The organism is Paraburkholderia sp. XV, assembly GCF_020177535.1.
GTDB classification, from domain to species: Bacteria; Pseudomonadota; Gammaproteobacteria; order Burkholderiales; family Burkholderiaceae; genus Paraburkholderia; species Paraburkholderia caribensis.
The window spans coordinates 149,736-169,814 of record NZ_JAGUUD010000007.1; the positions used below are offsets into that span (position 1 = coordinate 149,736).

Here is a 20,079-nt window from a genome sequence, read left to right on the forward strand (position 1 = left end):
GCGGCGCGAGCTCGCGACTCAACCGGGTGAACCCATCGACGACTGCTGATAGTTCTGGATTCCAACCTTGTCGATCAGGTTGATCTGTACCTCGAGCCAGTCGATATGGTCTTCAGTGTCGTCGAGTATGTCCGAAAAGATCGTTCTCGAAACGAAGTCCTGGACTGATTCACAGTAAGCGATCGCCTCTTTGCAATGGGCCTGGGCGGACTGTTCGAGTTTGAGATCGCATTGGAGGACCTCCAGCGTATCCTCCCCGACGAGCAGCTTGGCCAGATCCTGAAGATTGGGCAAGCCGTCGAGCATGAAGATTCGTTCTATCAGCTTGTCGGCATGCTTCATTTCCTCGATCGACTCGTCGTACTCATGTTTGCCGAGTCCTTCGAGACCCCAGTGCTTATAAAGACGCGCATGCAGAAAGTACTGGTTGATGGCCGTCAGCTCGTACTTCAATTCGGCGTTCAGATATTCAATAACTTTTGGATCGGCTTGCATGACAGCTCCCGTCATTCCGCAGAGTTCCATACAGGATAGGCCGCTCGTACGAGCGCGGCGATAACGAGACAGGGGGCGCAAATGATTCTCCTTATGCCGCCGTTCTTTATCGTCGGGTGAATAGCGGATCTATTCGGCACGGATTCGCGAAGTACTTCACTCAGAAATGTCGTCAAGAATGACGCATTTAAGCCCACAAAAAACCTTGCATTCTTTGGCGGAAAAACTATTTTCAAATAACAAAATCACTCCTGGCTCGGCAACGGAGGAGACCCATGCCGGCTACCCGTATGATGATTGCGCGTCGCGCCGGCGTCAGCGTCGCCACGGTCGATCGTGTGCTGCGCGACGACCAGGGTGTGCGCCCGGAGACAGCCGAACGCGTTCATCTCGCGCTCGCGACATTGCGCGACGAGCGTGCAAGTCGTGGTCGTCCGGCAAAAGCAACGTCGTTTCGGGTCGCATTCGTTCTGCCGCAAATCAATTCCCGTTTTCTCGATCAGGCCGAGCGCGATATCGCGCTGTCGGCGAGCTTCTTTCGCGAGCATCGCATCGTCCCGTCGTTTTATCGATGCGACCTGTCGAACCAGCGAGACGCTGCATCCTTCGCCCAGCAGTTGACCGACTACGACGCACTCGTACTCGTGCCGCTCGATTACCCGTGGGTCGTGCGAATGATCCAGGACATGACCGACGGGAACATGCCCGTCGTCACGGTGTTCTCCGATTTGCCGTCGAGTGCGCGTGCGGCTTACGTCGGCGTCGACAACCGCATCGCGGGACGAACGGCCGGGCTGCTGATGGGCCGGTTCGTCGGATCCCGCATTGGTACGGTCGCGGTGCTGTCCGCGTCGTCACGGCTGCACGATCAGCTGGAGCGCCGGACGGGTTTCTCGCAGGTTCTCGAAGAAGATTTTCGCAACCTGCGCTGGGTCACGGAGCCTGATTTCGCCGAAGACGACGACAGTGCCGGTCTTGCTGTTCAAGGCCTGATGGCCGGACACCCGGATCTGGTCGGCGTGTATGTGACGGGCGGCGGCATTTCCGGCATTGCGTCCGCATTGCAGGAATCCGGCGACAAGGCGCGCGTCGTTCTGATCGGCCACGAATGTACCGCCGAGACGCGGGTGCAATTGTCCGAGCGCGCAATCGACGTGATCCTCGATCAGGACGTGCGCGGCATCGTCCATTGGGCGGGCCTCGCGGCCATCAATTTTCTTAACGACGTGCGGGGCGTGCTCAACATCCCGACGCCCGAAACCCGGATTTATCTTCGTGAGAATGCGCATGCCTGACGCTCGCGACACGCGGACTGCTTTGTGAATCCGTCAGAGCCCGAATACGGCGTCCGGCGCATGGACGCTGTCTGTCATCAGGTTGGAGACCCGAGAAAGACAAGGAGAAGACAAATGTTACGTCTTACGTCAGCAAGGGTAGTCGCGGCCGTCCTCGCATCATTGGGACTTTGCCTGGGATCGACGGCGCACGCCCAGGGCAAGCAATTGACATTGTGCTGGGCGGCCTGGGACCCCGCCAATGCACTCGTAGAGTTATCGAAAGACTTCACGGCCAAAACCGGCATTGCAATGAAGTTCGAGTTCGTGCCATGGACGAGCTACGCGGACCGCTTCCTCAATGAACTCAATTCGCACGGCAAACTGTGCGATCTGATCATCGGCGACAGCCAGTGGATTGGCGGCGCAGCCGTGAATGGTCACTACGTGAAGCTGAATGACTTCTTCGCGAAGAACAAGATCTCCATGGATGACTTCGTGCCGGCAACCGTGGTCGGCTACGCAGAATGGCCGAAGAACACGCCGAACTACTGGGCCCTGCCTGCCATGGCGGACGCAGTGGGCTGGACCTATCGGAAAGACTGGTTTGCAAGACCTGAACTGCGTGCGGAGTTCAAGCAGAAATACAAACGCGAACTCGAACCGCCAACCACGATGGACGAACTCAAGCAAACCGCCGAGTTTTTCCAGGGACGCAAGATTGATGGAAAGACGGTGTACGGCGTGTATATCTTCACGGAGCGCGGCTCGGAAGGTATCACGATGGGTGTGACGAACATGCTCTACAACTTCGGCTTCGAGTACCAGGACCCCAAGAAGCCCTATCACCTCGACGGCTTTGTGAACTCACCCGGCGCCATCAAGGGGCTGGAATTCTATAAGGCACTGTACAAATGCTGCACGGCACCGGGCATGACGAACGCGTACATGCAGGAAGGACTCGATGCATTCAAGTCCGGTCAGGTTGCCATGCAGATGAACTGGTTCGCGTTCTTCCCCGGGCTGTACAAGGACCCGAATGTCGGCGGCGACAAAATCGGCTTCTTCGTCAATCCAAAGGAAATGAAGCAGTTCACGCAGCTCGGCGGGCAGGGCATCTCCGTGGTGTCGTACTCGGATCATAAGGCGGACGCGCTCGAATACATCAAATGGTTCGCACAAGCCGACGTGCAGAAGAAATGGTGGCAACTCGGCGGCTATTCGGCGGCGAAGTCGGTCGTGGATGCACCGGACTTTCCGAAGAGCGCACCGTTCGCACCCGCGTTCCTGAAGTCGATGTCGATCGTCAAGGACTTCTGGGCGGAGCCGGCCTACGCAGAGTTGCTGCTCGATATGCAAAAGCGCGTGCACGATTATGTGGTTGCCGATAAAGGCACCGCAAAAGAAGCACTCGATCTGCTGGTCAAGGACTGGAACAAGGTCTTCAAGGCGGAAGGAAAGTAGAGGCGCGTTAGCGATCAAGGTATCTCGGCTCGCGGATTAGCGGGCGGGTCATCCCAGCTAATCCGCGAAAAGGAGTCGGCATGTTGGCAAACAAGCCTTTTGCGCCGGAAGGGTTGCAGGCGAAACGGCCGCCGCGCGCGGCTGCGCGCCAGCGCGGGCTGTCCGACAGGACGATCGCGTGGCTGTTCATTCTTCCGACCATCGTATTGCTGCTCGCGATCAACATCTTTCCGTTGATCTGGGCTTTGCGGCTGTCGTTCACGAACTTCAAGTCGAACATGCCGAGCGTGCCCGCGCGCAATGTGGGCATCGACAACTACACGGACATTCTGACCGACGAAGACATCTGGTACGCGATGCAGGTCACCGCGCGCTTCGTATTCTGGTCGGTCGGACTGGAAGTCCTGCTTGGGTTCGGGCTCGCGCTGCTGATCAACCGGCAGTTCAGAGGCCATAGTTTCTGGACCACGCTGATCCTGCTGCCGATGATGTTGTCGCCCGCCGTGGTCGGCAATTTCTGGACCTTCCTGCTGCAGCCGCAAACCGGTCTCTTCAACGACATCGTCAGCTTTTTCACAGGCATTCCGCCCAGTTCGTTCCAGATGATCGGCGACGTGCCGCTTGCGCCATGGACGATCGTAATGGTCGATACCTGGATGTGGACGCCGTACGTGATGCTGATCTGTCTTGCCGGGCTGCGCTCGATTCCCGACTACATCTACGAAGCAGCGGAAGTGGACCGCGCTTCGCCGTGGCGGCAGTTCTGGTCGATCACGCTGCCGATGACGCTGCCGTTCCTGATGCTCGCAGTCCTGTTTCGCGGCATCGAGAACTTCAAGATGTTCGACATGGTGAATCTGCTGACGTCGGGCGGCCCGGGCTCCGTGACGGAAACCGTGTCGATCACCCTCAAGCGCGCCGCGTTTGAGAAGTGGCAGACGGGCTATTCGTCCGCGCTAGCGATCATCCTGTTCGTCGTCGTATTCGGCGCCGCGAATATCTATGTGAAGGCACTCAACAGGGTGAAACAGCGATGACAGACCTTGCCCTTCAACAATCGGTCGTCGCTGCGACGCCGCGCAGCAAGACGTTTGCTGCCGTCGTGGTGATCGCGTACGCGCTCGTTGCGACCTTGCCGATCGTGTGGATCATTCTGACGAGCTTCAAGACGCAAGAGGACGCGATTGCCTATCCGCCCGTCGTGATGTTTCAGCCGTCGATGGAAGGCTACGTGAACCTCTTCACGATCCGCTCGCGGCAGACGCCGGAGTTCATCGCGAGCCTGCCGCCTGCACAGACCTGGTACGACCGCGATGTGCGCAAGCGCAACATGGTGATTGCGGGACCGTCGAAGGTCTTGCCGCGCTTCGTCAACTCACTCGTGATCGGCTTCGGCTCGACGTTTCTCGCGGTGTTTCTCGGCACGCTCGCGGCCTATGCATTCTCGCGCTTCAAGGTGCCGCTCGCCGACGATCTGCTGTTCTTCATTCTGTCGACGCGGATGATGCCGCCCATCGCCGTCGCGATCCCGATCTACCTGATGTACCGCGCGCTCGGGCTCGCGGACACGTACCTGGGCATGATCGTGCTCTACACGGCCGTGAACGTGTCGCTGGCCGTGTGGCTGCTCAAGGGCTTCATCGACGAGATCCCGCGCGAATACGAAGAGGCCGCGCTCGTGGACGGCTACACCCGTATGCAGGCTTTCATCAAGGTGGTGCTGCCGCAGGCGATCACGGGCATTGCCGCCACTGCGATCTTCTGCCTGATCTTCGCGTGGAACGAGTACGCGTTCGCGCTATTGCTGACCAGCGGCGACGCGCAGACGATGCCGCCGTTCATTCCGTTCATCATCGGCGAGGGCGGTCAGGACTGGCCGGCCGTGGCGGCTGCCACCACGCTGTTCGTGCTGCCGATCCTCATTTTCACCGTCGTGCTGCGCAAGCATCTATTGCGCGGCATCACTTTTGGAGCGGTGCGCAAATGAAAGCCCTACCTGCCACGCCGCGCCGGCGCTTCCTTCGCAGACGCTACTGGGAAGGCGCATCGACAGCACTCATTGGTCTGGGCATTGCCATGCTCGTTCAACCGTTCACCGTCGGCCTCTATACGTGGTCGTTTCCCGTGATTCTGGTGGGCGCGCTGGCCTTTGTCGTGACCAGCCACTTCCCGGACTGAGCCATATGTCGACGATCGTTCTCTCCAATCTCCACAAGCGCTTCGGCGAATTCACGGCCGTGCACGATACGAATCTCACGGTCGGCAACGGCCGTTTCGTGGTGCTGCTCGGACCGTCCGGCTGCGGCAAGACGACCACGTTGCGGATGATCGCCGGACTCGAACTGCCGACGTCGGGTCAGATCCTGATCGACGGCGAAGACGTCACGGCGCTGAGAGCCCGTCAGCGCGACATTGCATTCGTGTTCCAGATGTTCGCGCTCTATCCGCATATGACCGTGCGCAACAACATCGCTTTTCCGCTGAAGAACGAGGGCATCTCGCGCAGCGAAATAGCGGCGCGCGTCGACACGGCCGCGCGCATGCTGCGCATCCAGCATCTGCTGGATCGAAAGACGGGCGGCCTGTCGGGTGGCGACCGTCAGCGCGTTGCCTTGGGACGCGCCATCGTGCGCCATCCGAAGGCCTTTCTGATGGACGAACCGCTCGGCACGCTCGACGCGGACTTCCGCGAACTGATGTGCCTCGAGTTGCGCAAGCTGCATAACGCGCTCACGGCGACCACCGTCTACGTCACGCACGACCAGAGCGAAGCGATGGCCATGGCCGACGACATCGTCGTGATGAATCGCGGCGAAGTGCTGCAGTCCGCCTCGCCGCATGAGATCTACCACTTTCCTGCGACCGTGTTCGTCGGCAGCTTCATTGGCAGCCCGCCGATGAATTTCCTCGCGGTGGACGGCGGCGTCCCGGCAGGCGCGGAACAGGTCTCGCTTGGCGGTGCGGCCGTGGCCGTGCCGCGTACCGATGCATCGGCCGCGAAGGCGCTGGTGGGCGTGCGGCCCGAGCACGTCGTGATAGACGATCGCGGCGCGTTGCGCGGACGTGTGATCGCCGACGAATATCTCGGTTCGCATCAGATTCTGGTGGTCGAGACGGCGCTCGGCATCGTGCGCGTGCGGGTCGGCAAGGACGAGGGGCGCGCGGCGGGTTCGCAGGTCGGGCTGTCGTTTCACAAGGAACGCACACTGCTGTACGACGCGGAGAGCGGCAGTCTGCTGCCCGGCGCGGCACGCCAGATGGCCTTTAACGGTAGCGGTAACGGCAGCGGAGGCGCTTATGTCTGAGATTCGCCTGCACAACGTGACGAAGCGGTTCGGCGATATCGTCGCGGTGGACGACGTGTCGATCGACGTGAACGAGGGCGAGTTCGTCGTGTTGCTCGGACCGAGCGGCGCAGGCAAGACGACCACATTGCGGCTCATTGCGGGCCTCGAACGGCCCGACGAAGGCGAGATATTCATCGACGGCGAGGCGGCCACGGACATGCATCCCGCAGACCGCGACGCCGCCTTCATTTTTCAGCAGTATTCGCTCTATCCGCATCTGACGGTGTTCGGCAATCTGGCGTTTCCGTTGCGCTCGCCGCGGCGCCGCACGAGCGAAGCGGAAGTCAGCGCGCGCGTGCGGTCGGTCGCGCAGATGCTGCACATCGAGTCGAAACTCGCCAACATGGCGACGCATCTGTCAGGCGGCGAGATGCAGCGGGTGGCGATTGGCCGCGCGCTGGTGCGCGAGCCCAAAGTGTTTCTGATGGACGAGCCGCTGTCGTCGCTCGATGCCAAGCTGCGCGAGGAATTGCGCATCGAATTAAAGCGGCTGCATCGCTCCATCGGCGCAACGATCATCTACGTCACGCACGACCAGGTCGAGGCAACGACGCTCGCCGATCGCATCGGCATTCTCGAACACGGTCGCATCGTGCAGATGGGCACGCCGCGCGAAGTCTATGGCAACCCGGCGTCGCTCAGCGCGGCGCAACGTCTCGGCTCGCCGCCCATCAACCTGCTGCCGTCCGCGCTGTTCGATCCGGCGGCGATGCCGGCGGGCACGTCGACTGTCGCGATCCGCCCGGAAGACATCGTGCTGCACGGCACCGATGCGCGCGACGCGCTGAACCTTCGGGTGCTCGAATATTCGCCGCTTCGGCATCTGCTAATTCTGGAGCGCGAAGGCACCGCGATCGTCGCGACCACGATGACGGAACGCAACTTCACGCCAGGGCAAACGGTCGGCGTGTCACTGCCGCCGCGCAGCCTTCTTTATTTTCGTTCCGACGGCAGGAGGATTCCGGCATGAACGGCAAAACGGTCATGGCGTGCATCGAGGCTGCGCATGCCACGCTAAAGGAACACACTGAGGAGATCGCCGCGCTCGATCAGCAGATCGGCGACGGCGATCACATCTTCAACCTGTTGCGCGGCGCCGATGCGCTGCTCGGCCTGCGTGCCGATATCGAAGCGGAGGCATTCGCGCCGGCGCTGGATCTCGCCGCGTCTAAACTGCTGTCGACGGTGGGCGGGTCGTCGGGGCCGCTGTTCTATTCGCTGTTGCACGGCATGGCGAAAGCGTCGGGTGAGAGCGGGGACGTCGCCAGCGTGCAGGACGCGGCGCGCATCTTCGCCGCGGGTGTCGATGCCGTTGCGCAGCGCGGCAAGGCTGGTCTCGGCAGCAAGACGATGATGGACGTGCTGATTCCCGTGGCGTCGCGCCTGGCGGAACTGGCGGACAGCGACGCTTCGCCCGAAGCCGTGCTCGACACCCTGCCGGGAGTCGCGGAGCAGAGCATGCTCGCGACGCGCGACATGCTCGCCACCAAGGGGCGCGCATCGTTTCTCGGCGAACGCTCGCGAGGCCACATCGATCCGGGCGCGCGATCGAGCCAGTTGATGATCGACGCCGTATGTGCGCGGCTCGCGCAAGACAGAGCGTAGAAGGAGCGCAGACCATGAAGAAATTCATCAATCACGTCGACGACTTTCTGGTCGAGAGCCTGGCGGGATTCGGCGCCGCGCACAGCGATCTCGTCGTGCTCAATCAGGAACCGGTGTTCGTGCGGCGCAAGACGCTCAAGCCGGGCAAGGTCGCGTTGATCTCGGGCGGCGGGTCGGGGCACGAGCCGCTGCACATCGGCTTTGTCGGCTATGGCATGCTGGACGCCGCGTGTCCCGGCCAGGTCTTCACGTCGCCGACGCCCGACCAGATGATGGCTGCCGCGCAAGCCGTCGATACGGGCGCGGGCACGCTGTTCATCGTCAAGAACTATTCGGGCGATCTGATGAACTTCGAAATGGCGTCGGAGATGTCGGAGCTGCCCAATGCCATGGTGCTGATCAACGACGACGTCGCCGTCGAAAATTCCAGCTACACGACGGGGCGGCGCGGCGTGGCGGGCGCCGTGATCGTCGAAAAGCTGGTGGGGAGTCTTGCAGAAAGCGGCGCGGACCTCGAACAATGCAAGGCGTTCGGTGACCGGATCAACAAGCATACGGCGTCGATGGGCGTCGCGTTCTCCAGTTGCACCGTGCCGGCGGCGGGGACGCTCACGTTCAAGATCGGCGACGATGAAATCGAAGTTGGCGTCGGCATCCATGGCGAGCCGGGGCGCCGGCGCGCGCGTTTCACCGCGGCCGACGCAATTGCGGGCGAACTGCTGACGGCCATTGTCGCGGATCTCAAGCCGCCGGCGGGTGCCGAACTGCTGGTGCTGATCAACGGATTGGGCGGCACCCCGCTCGGCGAACTCTATCTGTTGTTCAATTCCACCCGCTTGTGGCTGCAGCAGCGTGACCTGAAGATTGCGCGCGTGCAGGTCGATTCGCTGACGACTTCCCTTGAAATGGCGGGCGCGTCGATTACGTTGTGCGTGATGAACGACGAAATGCTAAGACATTGGGATAGCGCAGTACACACACCGTCGCTGAGGTGGGGTATGTAGCGGGTATTGAATGACGCTCTCCTGCCTGAAGGAAGGCCGCCTGCACGCCTCGCGCGCATGAGTTTTCGACATGATGCGCATGCGCATATTTCGCTTGTTGCGTGATATTGGCAAACCTACAGTCGGTTGTCGCGCAACGCCTTCGCACCGTGCCGCTGGTTCACGTGAGACAGGCAGTGGACACCGATTGTTCATCAGGAGATCGTCATGCAAGACATCAAACGGGGCAGAAGGCAGGCAATCAAGACGATCGGCGCGGCACTCGCGGCTTCGACGTTGCCGATGCCCTTCATCAACGTGCGCGCCCAGCAGCAACAGAATTTCTCCGGAAAGACCCTGCGTCTGCTCACATGGTCGGACGATACGGGCACGGCCGCGCTGCGCAACATTGCCGCGACCTTCACCGCGAAGACCGGCGCGAAAGTGATCGCCGACCGCGCCGACGGAACGTCCGGCATGGTCGCGAAGGTCAAGGCGGCGGGCGATCGCCCCACCTACGACGTGATCACGCTGGCAGGCGTCGGCGCGTCCGGGCTCGGCGATGCGGGCCTGCTCGTCAAGCCGGATCTCGACAAGCTGCCGAACCTGAAAGACGTGGCGCCGCAATACCGCACGGGCGCGAACGGCTTCGGCGTCGGTTATCTGCTCTGGTCGGACGGCCTGATCTACAACACGTCGACGGTGAAGACGCCGCCCGATTCGTACGAAGCGCTGTGGGACCCGAAATACGCGGGGCGCGTGTTCCTGCCGCCGCCGGAGTGGGCCGAGGCAGTCGATCTCGCGATCATCGCCGCGAAGCTCGCAGGCGGCTCGCAACAGAACATCGAGCCGGGTTTCAAGAAGCTTGCGCTGCTGAAAGATCATGTGATGACGCTCGGTGAAAACCCGAATCAGGTTGCCGATCTGTTTCGCACCGGCTCGCTCGATATCGGCGGGATTTATTCACCCGCGTTCTTCCCCGATCAGATCCGCAAGCCCGAGTACAAGATGGGCGTGACCTACGGGATGAAGGAAGGCTTCGCGACGCAACTGATGTTCACCGTCATTCCGAAGTCACACCCGGGCGATGCCGACCTGATCCACGCATTCATCAACCATTCGCTCGATGCGGGCGTGCAGGGCCGGATGGCCGCCGACGTCCTGAACGGCCCGGTCAACTCGAAGGCCGCGATTCCCGCCGAGAGCCGCGCCTATGTGCCGAGCCCGAAGCAGATCGCCGAAAAAGCGGTGCTGCACGACGACAAGGCGCTCGCGGCGGTGCAGCCTGCGTGGATCAAGCGTTACACGGAAATCTTCTCGGCATGAACGGCATGCCCGCGCTCTTTTCGCGGCGCGGGCGCGCTGACGTCGCGCCGGCGGGATCGACGGGCGTGCCCGACGGGCACGCCGCGAGCGGTGCCGGCAGCGCGTCGGCGCGCGCGAGGCCGTGGCTGCTGCTGGCGCCGATTCTCGTGTTTCTCGCCGTGCTTGCCGCGGCCGCGCTGGTCGTGGTGCGAATGAGTTTCGGCGTGTCAGGCAACGAATGGCGTGCGTATACGCTGCATAACTATGTCGAACTCGCCGACAGCTATTTCGTCAAGTCGCTGTGGCTGACATTGCGGCTCGCTTTTCAAAGCATGGTGTGTGCGGTGCTGCTCGCCATTCCCGTTGCACTTGCAATGGCGCGCACCGAATCGCGCCTTGTGCGACGCCTGCTGCTCGCGGGCGTGCTGCTGCCGCTGCTGGTGAATCTGCTGTTGCAGGGTTATGGCTGGCTCGTGATCCTCGGCCCCGCTGGATTGCTCAACCATGCGTTGCTCGGCAGCGGCCTCGTGTCGCGTCCCGTCATGTGGCTCTATCGCGAACATGGCGTGCTGCTCGGTCTGATCCAGACGGCGTTTCCGCTGGCCGTGCTGCCGATGTCGAGCGCGATGCGCGCGATTTCCGTTTCGTATGAGGAGGCTGCGGCGACGCTCGGCGCGACCCGCTGGCAAACCATGCGTGATGTCGTGCTGCCGCTCGCGATGCCCGGCATCGTCTCCGGCGCGCTGCTCGTCTTTGCCTATAACGCGAGTGCGTTCGCGGTGCCGCTGTTGCTGGGCGGACGACGCGTCCCGATGCTCGCGGTGCTGGTGCACGACCAGGTTTCGCCGCTGTTGAACTGGCCTGCGGCGTCGGCATCGGGCGTCGTACTGATGGTCGCCACGCTTGCGTTGATGGCGCTGTCTCAATGGCTGCTGCGCCGCATGCGGCGTCTGGAGGGTTCTGCCTGATGAGTACGCAAGGTGTGTTGCCTCGCCGGCCGCTGGGCGCGCTGAGGCCGTCCTCGACGATGCCGGGCCGGCTTGGGAAGGTCGCCGCCCTGGCGGCTGCCATCGTGCTGTTTCTGGCGGCGCTCCCCATTCTGACGATGATCGCGATGTCGTTCAGCGCAGCCGACATGCTTGAATTTCCGCCGCATGCGTACAGCTTGCGGTGGTATCGAGCGGCGTGGCACACGTTTGTTTCGCCCGACGCAAGCGATGCGCTGTCGATGGGCGCGGCGCTCGGAACGAGTCTGCTCGTCGCGGTCTCGACGATGATCGTTGCGACGCTCGTGTCCGTGCCCGCCGCGTACGCGCTGAGCCGCTACCGTTTTCGCGGCAAACGGCTCGTCGAACAACTGGTCGCGCTGCCGCTCGTCTATCCGCTCGTCATGCTCGGGCTGTCGCTGCTGCTGGTGTTCAACGTTCTGCCCGTCGAACTCGGCGTGTTCCGGCTGATCATCGCTCACGTGATTCTCGCGTTGCCGTTCACGGTGAAGAACTGCGCGGCGTCGGTGGCGTCGATCGGGCCCGAGTTCGAAGAGGCCGCTTACGTGATGGGCGCGAGTCCGCGACGCGCGCTCGTCGATGTCGTGTTGCCGCTGATGCGGCCCGGCATTCTCGCCGGCATGCTGTTCGCGTTCATCATCTCGTTCAACGAATTCACGGTGACGTTCTTTCTGTATGGCATCGACACGATGACACTTCCCGTATGGCTGTATAGCCGTACGGTGTCTTCGCTCGATCCGACCGTGTTTTCGTTCGCGGTGTTCGTCGTCGCAATCGATTTTGCGCTGATCTGGCTGCTCGAAAAACTGGTGGGCGACAAAGGGATTGCGCTGTGATTGCGCTGCTGCAATCCCGCATCATCGCGCCTTGCCGCGAAACCGACTGGAAACTGTCATGACTCATCTCACGCTGCAGGCCGTCACGAAACGTTTCGGCGCCGCGCATGCGGTCGACAACGTCGACCTCGCGATTCCCGAAGGCAAGCTGGTGTGCTTTCTCGGACCGTCGGGCTGCGGCAAGACCACGCTGTTGCGGATGATCGCCGGCCTCGAACAGCCAACGTCGGGGGCGGTGATGTTCGCCGGTCGCAATATCACGCACCTGAGCGCGAACCGGCGAGATTTCGGCATGGTGTTTCAGTCGCTCGCATTGTTCCCGCATATGACCGTGGCGGAGAACATTGCGTATCCGCTCAAATTACGCAAGACGGGCAAGAGCGAGCAGGCGAGGCGGGTCGCCGAACTGCTCGACATGATCCAGTTGCCGCATATGGCCGGGCGTGCCGTGACGCAACTTTCGGGCGGCCAGCGGCAGCGCGTGGCGATTGCTCGCGCGATTGCGACGTCCCCCAAGCTGCTGTTGCTCGACGAGCCGCTGTCGGCGCTGGATGCAAAGCTGCGCGAGGCGATGCAGATTGAAATTCGTCTGCTGCAACAGCGTCTGGGCATCACGACGATCATGGTCACGCACGATCAGCGCGAAGCGATGACCATGGCCGACCTCATCGTCGTGATGGAGAAAGGCCGTATTGCGCAGGTGGGCAAGCCACTCGATATTTACCGCGACCCCGTCAGCGAATTCGTGGCCGACTTCATTGGCCTTGGCAATATCTTGCCCGTCACAAACGACGAGAGCGGGAAAGTGCGTCTGCCGGGCGGGCAGCAGATCGTCGTCGCGAACCCGGCGCCGACGTCCGTCGCATCCGGCGACATTCGTCTTCTGATCCGGCCGGAAGACGTGCATATTCAACTGGGCGCCGATCAGGCCGTGCATGATGCGAATTGCGTCCGGGGCACGGTGCGGTTCATTCGCGACGTCGGCGCCTCGCTCGAAGCCACCATCGAATGCGCAGGCTTCACGTTGACTGCTGCGACCACCCCGCGCGAAGTGCCGGGTCTCGCGCCCGGCGTGCCGGTGCTGGCAGGGCTGCCGGCGCATGCATGCAAGCTCATCTCTGCGCACGGAGTGCGTGCGTCGGCCTGACGCATGCTTGCGTCAGGCTGGTTACGTTGCACACCCTTTCTTCGAGCGCTACTCTGCTGCTCCTCATCTAGCGGTTCCTCGTAGCGACGCAGCCGCGCCCTCGTGCTGCAGGGGGAACCGATTCAAATCCGCGACACCGCCCCTCGCGGGCACGCTGTTTACGCCCACTCTTTGCTCGATGCATCCGCGCAATGTCATGGCGCGTATAACCTGTCGCAACGTACTTGCCGATTTACGTTAGAGGAGCTTTTGATGTCTCCTGCTGCCGCAGCGTCGCTCGCGTTCGTGGTACTCGTCGCGCTGTTCGCTGCTTTCTGGGCGTGGCAGTTGAAAAGCGAAAACGCGGGGATGATTGATCCGATATGGGCGTTTTCGCTGGGCGCAATCGCCGTGTTCTACGGCATGGCGAGCAACGGCGATCCGCTTGCCCGTGCGCTGGTCGCGGCGGGCGGCGGTATCTGGGGCGTGCGGCTCGGATGGCATTTGTGGCGGCGTAATGCGGGTAAACGGGAGGACCCGCGTTATCACCGTTTCCGCAATCAATGGGGTGCGGCGGCCGGACGGAAGATGTTCTGGTTTCTCGAGTGTCAGACGGTCATTTCGATGGTGTTGTCGCTGGCGTTCGCCGTGCCTGCATGGCGCACGGATACGCCTTCCGTTTCATGGGCCGCGCTCGCGGTAGCGATCTGGCTGATATCGGTGGCGGGCGAATCGGTTGCGGACAGTCAGCTCAGACGCTTCGTCGCCGACCCGGCGAATCAGGGTGAAGTGTGCCGCGTCGGCTTGTGGCGCTATTCGCGGCACCCGAATTATTTCTTCGAGTGTCTGCATTGGGTGGCTTATGCCGCGCTGTCGATCGGGTCGCCGTGGATCTGGTTGACGCTACTCCCACCCGTGCTCATGGCATGGTTGCTGATGAAGCTCTCAGGCGTGCCGATGCTCGAAGCGCATCTGGTCCATTCGCGCCCCGGTTACGCCGAGTACATGCGCGAAACCAGCGCATTGATACCGTGGCCGCGGCGACGCGGCTGAATCCCTCCCTCTACGCTTCCACTACATCCGAACGGTGCCCCGCCATGACATTTACGGCAACTCAGCCTTCGACGGACAAGCCGCTTTTTGCCAGGGAAGACTGGCTGATCCATGCGTGCGAGCGCGGATGGGTGCCGGATCGCGTAATCCGCTTCGGCATGCGCCGCCTGATGCGGCAGCGTCTCGTCGAAGAAGGCGCATCCGACGGCGAGCTTCGTTCGCAACGCTTCAACGCGCTGCTCGATGGGTTGCGCACCAGTCCCATTGCGATCGAAACCGATGCCGCCAACACGCAACACTACGAATTGCCGCCTTCCTTCTTCGAGGCGCATCTGGGAGCGTATCTGAAGTACTCCTGCTGCCTGTTTCCACGTGGCGACGAGACGCTCGAACAGGCGGAACAGGCGATGCTCGCACTTTACGCAGAGCGGGCAAGGATCGAAGACGGCCAGACCATTCTCGATCTCGGTTGCGGCTGGGGTGCGCTGGCATTGTGGTTGGCCGGGCATTATCCGCATGCCCGAATCGTCGCGCTGTCGAATTCACGCAGCCAGCGCGAATTCATTGAGGCGCGTGCGGCGTCGGCTGGCATCACGAATCTGCGCGTCGTGACGGGCAACGTTGCCCAGTTCGATTTCGATGATGAGTTACGCACCGGGTATTTCGACCGGGTGCTGTCGGTCGAAATGTTCGAGCATATGAAGAACTACGGCCTTTTGCTGGAACGCGTTGCGCGCTGGATGCGCTCCGATGGGAAACTCTTCGTCCACATGTTTGCGCATCGAACGCTCGCGTATCACTTTCAGACCCGGGACGCCACCGACTGGATGTCGAAGTACTTCTTTACCGGCGGCACGATGCCTTCCGAAGCCTTATTGCTGCACTTTCAAAACGACCTCGGGATCGACAGCCAGTGGTGGATCGGCGGCGCGCACTACGCACGCACGGCGGAGCTATGGCTAGCGAATCTCGACAACGCACGCGAGCGCGTGATGCCAGAACTGATTCTGACATACGGTACGGATAACGCGCGGCTCTGGTTGCAGCGCTGGCGCATGTTCTACATGGCTGTGTCCGAGCTTTTTGGCTATGCGCGAGGCAATGAATGGGGCGTTGCGCACTATCTGTTCGGCAAGCGGTGATGCGATGAAAGCTACGCGTGTTGCTCTGACGCTGGCCGCCGTCGCTGCGACGGTCACCCTGATGTCGGCCTGCTCGCAGTCGCCGGCCAATCCCAATCCGCGCGCGGACATTCCGCTAAAGCCAGCAAGTGTGGATCTGCCTCGCTACATGGGGCGCTGGTACGTCATTGCCATCATTCCGTATTTTCTTGAGAACAAGTACGTGGGTAGCTATACGGATTGGTCGCTGCGCGAAGACGGAAAGATCGACGACCGGTACACCGCACACAAGAGAACATTTGACGCGTCGCCGTCGACGTTTCATTTCGTCGACAGCGTCGTGCCGGGTAGTGGAAACGGCGAGTGGAAGGTGCGCATTTTCTGGCCGGTGTATGTCACGCAGCAGACGCTTCATGTCGACGACGAGTACCGCTACACACTGCTTGGTCTCGGCGACAAGAGCCTCGGCTGGATTTTCGCGCGCGAGCCCGATATCAGCGAAGATGTTTACCGCTCGCTGCTCGCGCGATTCGATGCGATGGGCTTCGACGCATCGCGCTTTCGTCGCGTGCCGCAGCATCCGCAACAGATCGGCCAGCCTGGGTTTCTGCCGGCAGGCGAGTGATGGCTGCTTCACGCCGCGGGTCCGATGAGCTCGCGCTTCACGGCGCAGCAGTCAGGATGAATTGCCTGACGTCCGTGCGCCGCTCGGCGAAGCCCGCTTCGCAATACGCGAAATAGAGCCGCCATGTGCGGATGAACAGGTCGTCGAAGCCTAGTGTCCGCACAGCGTCGAGGTTCTCCTCGAAGCGTGCATGCCAGCGCTGCAAGGTGCGTGCATAGTCGAGCCCGAACGATAGTGACTCGACGCATGCCATACCCGCGCGTCTGGCGGCGGCGTGAAAGCGTTCGGCGCCCGGCAGCATGCCGCCCGGGAAAATGTACTCGCGGATGAAATCACTCGAAGACCGGTAAGCAGCAAAGCGCGAATCGTCCATCGTGATGGACTGGACGAGCGCTTGTGCGCCCGGCTTCAGCATGCGCCCGAGGACACTGAAAAACGCAGGCCAATAGCGCTCTCCGACGGCTTCGAACATCTCGATCGACACCGCTGCGTCATAGATGCCGCGCAGATCGCGATAGTCGCGCAATTCGATCGTCACGAGATCGTGGAGACCGGCACGTGCCACGCACTCGCGCGCCCATTCGTACTGTGCGGCAGAGATCGTCACACCGTGCACGCGTATGCCCTGGTGCGCCGCGTGCAGCGCAAAGCCGCCCCAGCCGCAGCCGATCTCCAGCACGCGCATGCCGGCGCGCAACTGCAACGCATCGACGATGCGCTGATACTTGGCTGCCTGAGCGTCTTCGAGTGAACGGGTGGCATCGTCCTCGAACAGTGCGCTCGAATAGGTCATGGTCCGATCGAGCCAGAGCGCGTAGAAGGCGTTGCCAAGATCGTAGTGCGCGTGCACGTTACGTTCGCTGCGGCGCCGCGTATTGGGACGCAGCCAGTGGCGCAATCCATAGAGCAGGCGCGCAGGGGCACTGCCCGTTACCGTGCGCGGCAACGCGGTTTCATTGCGCATGGCGAGCCGCGCCAGCGCCACGATGTCGGGCGTGTCGGCCCATCTGGCTCGATACGCTTCGGCAAATCCGATGTCGCCCGCCTGCAGGATCGCGCGGCATGCCCGCCAGTCGCGCAGGATGAGTTGCGCGCCGGGTTGGGCATGAGAATCGCCGTACACGCGTTGCTGGCCGTCTGGCGTCGTCAGGACCAGATGGCCGACGCGCAAACGTTCCAGCAGTGCGAGGAACAGGCGGGCGAACAGGGGCGCATCGCCGGCGGCATAGAAGGCGCGTGACAACGTCATGGTGACGATTCCTCGTTGATCGATGTTGGTCGTGAGTGAGGCGAGGGCGGCCGGCTCCCGTAGAACGGCACTTTCTTGAACCACAGGCGCAGCGCCTGCCAGTGGATGCGGAGGATGACGCCGACCGTGAGAAGCGGTTGCCGCATGAGTGCGCGCAGCGCGTGCCCGCGCGTGAGCGGGTGCTTTCCTAGCGAAATCGCGGTGCGGATCAAAAGTCCTTGCGCGTCGTGATAGTCGATGGAGATCGAAGAGCGGTGTTCGGTCTCGTGGATACGAAAGACGTAATGTCCTTCGACATCGCAAAACGGCGACACGTGTAGCGCTTTTACGCAGTGGAGCTGGGTGTGCGCGTCGATGGGGCCGTTGTCGCGCGCTTTCAGGAGATACGAGTGACGTTGTCCGAACGTGTTGCGTACTTCAGCGAGCAATGCGCGCAGGTGGCCGTCGCGGTCGTGACATAACCAGAAGCTGACAGGGTTGAACGCGTAGCCGAATATGCGCGGGAAGGTTTGCAACCACACAGTGCCGCCGTCCAGGTCGAGGCCTGCGTCTGCGATCTGCCCGCGGACCCACCTAAGCAGGTCGGTTCCATCGCATGCGCCGTAGTCGCGCGTTCTGAGGCTCAATGGCCGCAACCGGTCGACGCCCAGCCACCAGCCCTCCAGTTCATGAAGCCTTGCCAGATCGCAACGGATGCAGAACACGGGGTAGACGAAGCGATGACGCACGGGCCGTAGCCGCTCGTGCATCACGCGCCCGGACATCAGCCAACCGGCGCGATCGGAAGAACGGCCGTTCATCGTACGGACCACGACGGTTCGACGCCGAAGTCGCGAGCAATGCGCAGCGCCGACTTCAGTCCGTCTTCATGAAAGCCATAACCTGTCCACGCGCCCGCGAACCATGTGCGTCTTGCGCGCTGTATCGAAGGAAGGCGGCTTTGCGCTGCCACGGCCGCACCGTCGAGCAGTGGATGATCGTACTCGAAGCGCTTCAGCACCGTCTCGGGTGAGGGCGGTCGCGACGGATTGAGTGTCACGATCACAGGTCTTTTGAAGGGCAGCGGTTGCAGGCGGTTGATCAGATAACTGACACAGACCGGGCGCATGCCGTCTGCCCCGTGGGTCGACAGGTAGTTCCATGCGGACCATATCCGCTCGCGGTGCGGAAGCAAGGTTGGATCGGTATGCAGCCACGCGACATTGGGCTGATAACGGATCGCGCCCAGGATATGGCGTTCGTCGGGATCGGGGTCCACGAGCATGCGCAGGCTGTCGGGCGCGTGCGTGGCGAGAATCGCCGCGTCGAAGCGCTCGCAGCCGGTTTCGGTCGCTACGTGGACGCCGCCTCGCTCGCGGCGCACCGCGACGACCCGTTCATTGGTGCGCACGTCATCGAGGGTGGCGACGATCCGGCGGACATACTCGCGCGCACCGCCTGCGACGGTCTTCCAGCGCGGGCGGCGATTCACCTGCAACAGTGCATGGTTGAGGCAGAAGCGCAGGAAGGTCGCGGCGGGGAAGCGCAGCACGTCGGCGCTCGCGCACGACCAGATGGCGGCCGCCATCGGCAACAGGTAGTTTTGTCTGAAGGGATCGCCGTAGCGGCCAGCTGTCAACAGATCGCCGACCGAGTATCCGCGGGCGGATGCCGCTTCGAGATGCCTTTCAGCCGTTGCATTGAAACGCAGGATGTCGCGCAACATGCCGAGAAAGCTGGGCGAAAGCAGATTCTGCCGCTGGGCGAAGACGGTGTTCAGATTGGTGCCTGCCCATTCGAGCCGTCCGTGATCGAGCGAGACGGAGAATGTCATGTCGCTTTCGTGCGACGCGACATCGAGTTCGTCGAAGAGTGCGATCAGGTTGGGATAAGTGCGATCGTTGAAGACGAGAAAGCCTGTATCGACGGGATGGGTGAGGCCATCGAGCTCGACGTCTACGGTATGGGTATGCCCGCCGGCGTAGGTGGCGGCCTCGTAAAGCGTCACGCGATGGCGGCGTGCCAGCAGATACGCACTCGCAAGTCCAGCGATGCCCGAGCCGACGACCGCAACGTGGCTGCCCGGCGGAACGGGATGGGTTTCCGTCTGCACATCCATTGCGTGTTCTCCATCGGCGGCGCGTCATTCCTCTCGCGTCATCCCTCTTTTACGCACGGCAACAGCAGACGGATGCAGCCATGCGGCGGTGCTCCCGGTTCTACGGCGAACCGGTACACGCGAATACCCGCACCGCCGATGCGTGCCGCGTCGGAAGCAGTACGTCGCACGAACGTCCGGACTGATTGTTGGATCCGTGAAAAATATAGCTGGATACGGAGGGCGGAAATGGAACAGGAGTGGGACGCCGATGGGAACAGATGGCCAGGTTCGATAAAGGGGGTGACAAATGTCGACTGTGCCTAATAAAGTTGCATCGAAAGATTTTCGTCGATCGTTCGAAATAAGTGCTTGACAGCCCCCTGGGGGTTCCGCATAATTCGGCCTCTCCAAACAACGGAGACGCAAGAAAGCAGCAGAAAACAGCGGCTTTTTAGCGAATGTTCTTTAACAATCAACAGCCGATAAGTGTGGGCGCTCGATGACGAGGC

General features: G+C 61.9%; 20 protein-coding genes. 16 read left to right on the forward strand and 4 right to left on the reverse strand.

Annotated features, from left to right (window positions below; translation table 11 throughout):
- Positions 1-18 precede the first annotated feature (18 nt).
- Positions 19-495, reverse strand: coding sequence for a bacterioferritin (gene bfr, locus KFO72_RS06360; protein ID WP_054935243.1), 477 nt, complete (start codon positions 493-495; stop codon positions 19-21).
- A gap of 275 nt (positions 496-770) precedes the next feature.
- On the opposite strand from bfr, the gene KFO72_RS06365 reads away from it, so the two are divergent.
- The 16 genes from KFO72_RS06365 (at position 771) to KFO72_RS06440 (ending at position 16,241) form a co-directional block, all read left to right on the forward strand.
- Positions 771-1,790, forward strand: coding sequence for a LacI family DNA-binding transcriptional regulator (locus KFO72_RS06365; protein WP_176055163.1), 1,020 nt, complete (start codon positions 771-773; stop codon positions 1,788-1,790).
- Positions 1,791-1,904: 114 nt separating this feature from the next.
- Complete coding sequence (locus tag KFO72_RS06370; RefSeq protein WP_225031674.1) at positions 1,905-3,233, forward strand: ABC transporter substrate-binding protein; 1,329 nt, start codon at positions 1,905-1,907, stop codon at positions 3,231-3,233.
- Between the two features lie 80 nt (positions 3,234-3,313).
- Positions 3,314-4,270 carry a carbohydrate ABC transporter permease gene (locus KFO72_RS06375; RefSeq protein ID WP_054935234.1) on the forward strand — a complete coding sequence of 319 codons (957 nt, stop codon included), beginning with the start codon at positions 3,314-3,316 and terminating at the stop codon, positions 4,268-4,270.
- Positions 4,267-5,220: a carbohydrate ABC transporter permease gene (locus tag KFO72_RS06380; protein ID WP_054935235.1), complete on the forward strand. Its 954-nt coding sequence runs from the start codon at positions 4,267-4,269 to the stop codon at positions 5,218-5,220. Before KFO72_RS06375 ends, KFO72_RS06380 begins: the two co-directional genes overlap by 4 nt.
- The gene (locus KFO72_RS06385) at positions 5,217-5,411 is read left to right on the forward strand and encodes a hypothetical protein (protein ID WP_054935236.1); all 195 of its coding nucleotides are present in this window, start codon (positions 5,217-5,219) and stop codon (positions 5,409-5,411) included. The genes KFO72_RS06380 and KFO72_RS06385 overlap by 4 nt, the downstream gene beginning before the upstream one ends.
- A 5-nt stretch (positions 5,412-5,416) precedes the next feature.
- Positions 5,417-6,538 (forward strand): ABC transporter ATP-binding protein, encoded by a 1,122-nt coding sequence (locus tag KFO72_RS06390; protein WP_060603231.1) that lies wholly within the window; start codon positions 5,417-5,419, stop codon positions 6,536-6,538.
- Positions 6,531-7,550 (forward strand): ABC transporter ATP-binding protein, encoded by a 1,020-nt coding sequence (locus tag KFO72_RS06395; protein ID WP_225031675.1) that lies wholly within the window; start codon positions 6,531-6,533, stop codon positions 7,548-7,550. The genes KFO72_RS06390 and KFO72_RS06395 overlap by 8 nt, the downstream gene beginning before the upstream one ends.
- Positions 7,547-8,185: a dihydroxyacetone kinase subunit DhaL gene (gene dhaL / locus KFO72_RS06400; RefSeq protein WP_054935239.1), complete on the forward strand. Its 639-nt coding sequence runs from the start codon at positions 7,547-7,549 to the stop codon at positions 8,183-8,185. Before KFO72_RS06395 ends, dhaL begins: the two co-directional genes overlap by 4 nt.
- 14 nt (positions 8,186-8,199) lie before the next feature.
- Positions 8,200-9,189: a dihydroxyacetone kinase subunit DhaK gene (gene dhaK / locus KFO72_RS06405; RefSeq protein WP_225031676.1), complete on the forward strand. Its 990-nt coding sequence runs from the start codon at positions 8,200-8,202 to the stop codon at positions 9,187-9,189.
- A gap of 207 nt (positions 9,190-9,396) precedes the next feature.
- On the forward strand, positions 9,397-10,494 hold the full coding sequence (locus KFO72_RS06410) for an ABC transporter substrate-binding protein (protein ID WP_060603225.1): 1,098 nt from the start codon (positions 9,397-9,399) through the stop codon (positions 10,492-10,494).
- On the forward strand, positions 10,491-11,441 hold the full coding sequence (locus KFO72_RS06415; protein WP_057176757.1) for an ABC transporter permease: 951 nt from the start codon (positions 10,491-10,493) through the stop codon (positions 11,439-11,441). Before KFO72_RS06410 ends, KFO72_RS06415 begins: the two co-directional genes overlap by 4 nt.
- A complete protein-coding gene (locus tag KFO72_RS06420) occupies positions 11,441-12,316 on the forward strand; it encodes an ABC transporter permease (protein WP_225031677.1) in 876 nt (291 codons plus the stop codon). Before KFO72_RS06415 ends, KFO72_RS06420 begins: the two co-directional genes overlap by 1 nt.
- Positions 12,317-12,374: 58 nt before the next feature.
- Positions 12,375-13,463: an ABC transporter ATP-binding protein gene (locus KFO72_RS06425; protein WP_060603219.1), complete on the forward strand. Its 1,089-nt coding sequence runs from the start codon at positions 12,375-12,377 to the stop codon at positions 13,461-13,463.
- A 252-nt stretch (positions 13,464-13,715) separates the two neighbouring features.
- The gene (locus tag KFO72_RS06430) at positions 13,716-14,495 is read left to right on the forward strand and encodes a DUF1295 domain-containing protein (RefSeq protein WP_224099548.1); all 780 of its coding nucleotides are present in this window, start codon (positions 13,716-13,718) and stop codon (positions 14,493-14,495) included.
- 44 nt (positions 14,496-14,539) lie between these two features.
- Positions 14,540-15,637 (forward strand): SAM-dependent methyltransferase, encoded by a 1,098-nt coding sequence (locus KFO72_RS06435; RefSeq protein WP_225031678.1) that lies wholly within the window; start codon positions 14,540-14,542, stop codon positions 15,635-15,637.
- 4 nt (positions 15,638-15,641) lie between these two features.
- Positions 15,642-16,241, forward strand: coding sequence for a lipocalin family protein (locus tag KFO72_RS06440; RefSeq protein ID WP_225031679.1), 600 nt, complete (start codon positions 15,642-15,644; stop codon positions 16,239-16,241).
- 37 nt (positions 16,242-16,278) lie between these two features.
- On the opposite strand, the gene KFO72_RS06445 is transcribed toward KFO72_RS06440, so the two are convergent.
- Genes KFO72_RS06445 through KFO72_RS06455 form a run of 3 tightly spaced genes read right to left on the reverse strand, consistent with a single transcriptional unit; the run spans position 16,279 to position 19,588 of the window.
- Positions 16,279-17,490, reverse strand: a complete 1,212-nt coding sequence (locus tag KFO72_RS06445) for an SAM-dependent methyltransferase (protein ID WP_225031680.1) — start codon at positions 17,488-17,490, stop codon at positions 16,279-16,281.
- A complete protein-coding gene (locus KFO72_RS06450) occupies positions 17,487-18,290 on the reverse strand; it encodes a DUF1365 domain-containing protein (protein WP_176055155.1) in 804 nt (267 codons plus the stop codon). Before KFO72_RS06450 ends, KFO72_RS06445 begins: the two co-directional genes overlap by 4 nt.
- A complete protein-coding gene (locus KFO72_RS06455; protein WP_225031681.1) occupies positions 18,287-19,588 on the reverse strand; it encodes an NAD(P)/FAD-dependent oxidoreductase in 1,302 nt (433 codons plus the stop codon). The genes KFO72_RS06450 and KFO72_RS06455 overlap by 4 nt, the downstream gene beginning before the upstream one ends.
- Between the last annotated feature and the right edge of the window lie 491 nt (positions 19,589-20,079).

What these genes read in the sequence shown, in the direction of transcription:
- bfr (WP_054935243.1), bottom strand. Translation starts at nt 495, where the DNA reads ATGCAAGCCGATCCAAAAGTTATTGAATATCTGAACGCCGAATTGAAG.
- KFO72_RS06365 (WP_176055163.1), top strand. Translation starts at nt 771, where the DNA reads ATGCCGGCTACCCGTATGATGATTGCGCGTCGCGCCGGCGTCAGCGTC.
- KFO72_RS06370 (WP_225031674.1), top strand. Translation starts at nt 1,905, where the DNA reads ATGTTACGTCTTACGTCAGCAAGGGTAGTCGCGGCCGTCCTCGCATCA.
- KFO72_RS06375 (WP_054935234.1), top strand. Translation starts at nt 3,314, where the DNA reads ATGTTGGCAAACAAGCCTTTTGCGCCGGAAGGGTTGCAGGCGAAACGG.
- KFO72_RS06380 (WP_054935235.1), top strand. Translation starts at nt 4,267, where the DNA reads ATGACAGACCTTGCCCTTCAACAATCGGTCGTCGCTGCGACGCCGCGC.
- KFO72_RS06385 (WP_054935236.1), top strand. Translation starts at nt 5,217, where the DNA reads ATGAAAGCCCTACCTGCCACGCCGCGCCGGCGCTTCCTTCGCAGACGC.
- KFO72_RS06390 (WP_060603231.1), top strand. Translation starts at nt 5,417, where the DNA reads ATGTCGACGATCGTTCTCTCCAATCTCCACAAGCGCTTCGGCGAATTC.
- KFO72_RS06395 (WP_225031675.1), top strand. Translation starts at nt 6,531, where the DNA reads ATGTCTGAGATTCGCCTGCACAACGTGACGAAGCGGTTCGGCGATATC.
- dhaL (WP_054935239.1), top strand. Translation starts at nt 7,547, where the DNA reads ATGAACGGCAAAACGGTCATGGCGTGCATCGAGGCTGCGCATGCCACG.
- dhaK (WP_225031676.1), top strand. Translation starts at nt 8,200, where the DNA reads ATGAAGAAATTCATCAATCACGTCGACGACTTTCTGGTCGAGAGCCTG.
- KFO72_RS06410 (WP_060603225.1), top strand. Translation starts at nt 9,397, where the DNA reads ATGCAAGACATCAAACGGGGCAGAAGGCAGGCAATCAAGACGATCGGC.
- KFO72_RS06415 (WP_057176757.1), top strand. Translation starts at nt 10,491, where the DNA reads ATGAACGGCATGCCCGCGCTCTTTTCGCGGCGCGGGCGCGCTGACGTC.
- KFO72_RS06420 (WP_225031677.1), top strand. Translation starts at nt 11,441, where the DNA reads ATGAGTACGCAAGGTGTGTTGCCTCGCCGGCCGCTGGGCGCGCTGAGG.
- KFO72_RS06425 (WP_060603219.1), top strand. Translation starts at nt 12,375, where the DNA reads ATGACTCATCTCACGCTGCAGGCCGTCACGAAACGTTTCGGCGCCGCG.
- KFO72_RS06430 (WP_224099548.1), top strand. Translation starts at nt 13,716, where the DNA reads ATGTCTCCTGCTGCCGCAGCGTCGCTCGCGTTCGTGGTACTCGTCGCG.
- KFO72_RS06435 (WP_225031678.1), top strand. Translation starts at nt 14,540, where the DNA reads ATGACATTTACGGCAACTCAGCCTTCGACGGACAAGCCGCTTTTTGCC.
- KFO72_RS06440 (WP_225031679.1), top strand. Translation starts at nt 15,642, where the DNA reads ATGAAAGCTACGCGTGTTGCTCTGACGCTGGCCGCCGTCGCTGCGACG.
- KFO72_RS06445 (WP_225031680.1), bottom strand. Translation starts at nt 17,490, where the DNA reads ATGACGTTGTCACGCGCCTTCTATGCCGCCGGCGATGCGCCCCTGTTC.
- KFO72_RS06450 (WP_176055155.1), bottom strand. Translation starts at nt 18,290, where the DNA reads ATGAACGGCCGTTCTTCCGATCGCGCCGGTTGGCTGATGTCCGGGCGC.
- KFO72_RS06455 (WP_225031681.1), bottom strand. Translation starts at nt 19,588, where the DNA reads ATGGATGTGCAGACGGAAACCCATCCCGTTCCGCCGGGCAGCCACGTT.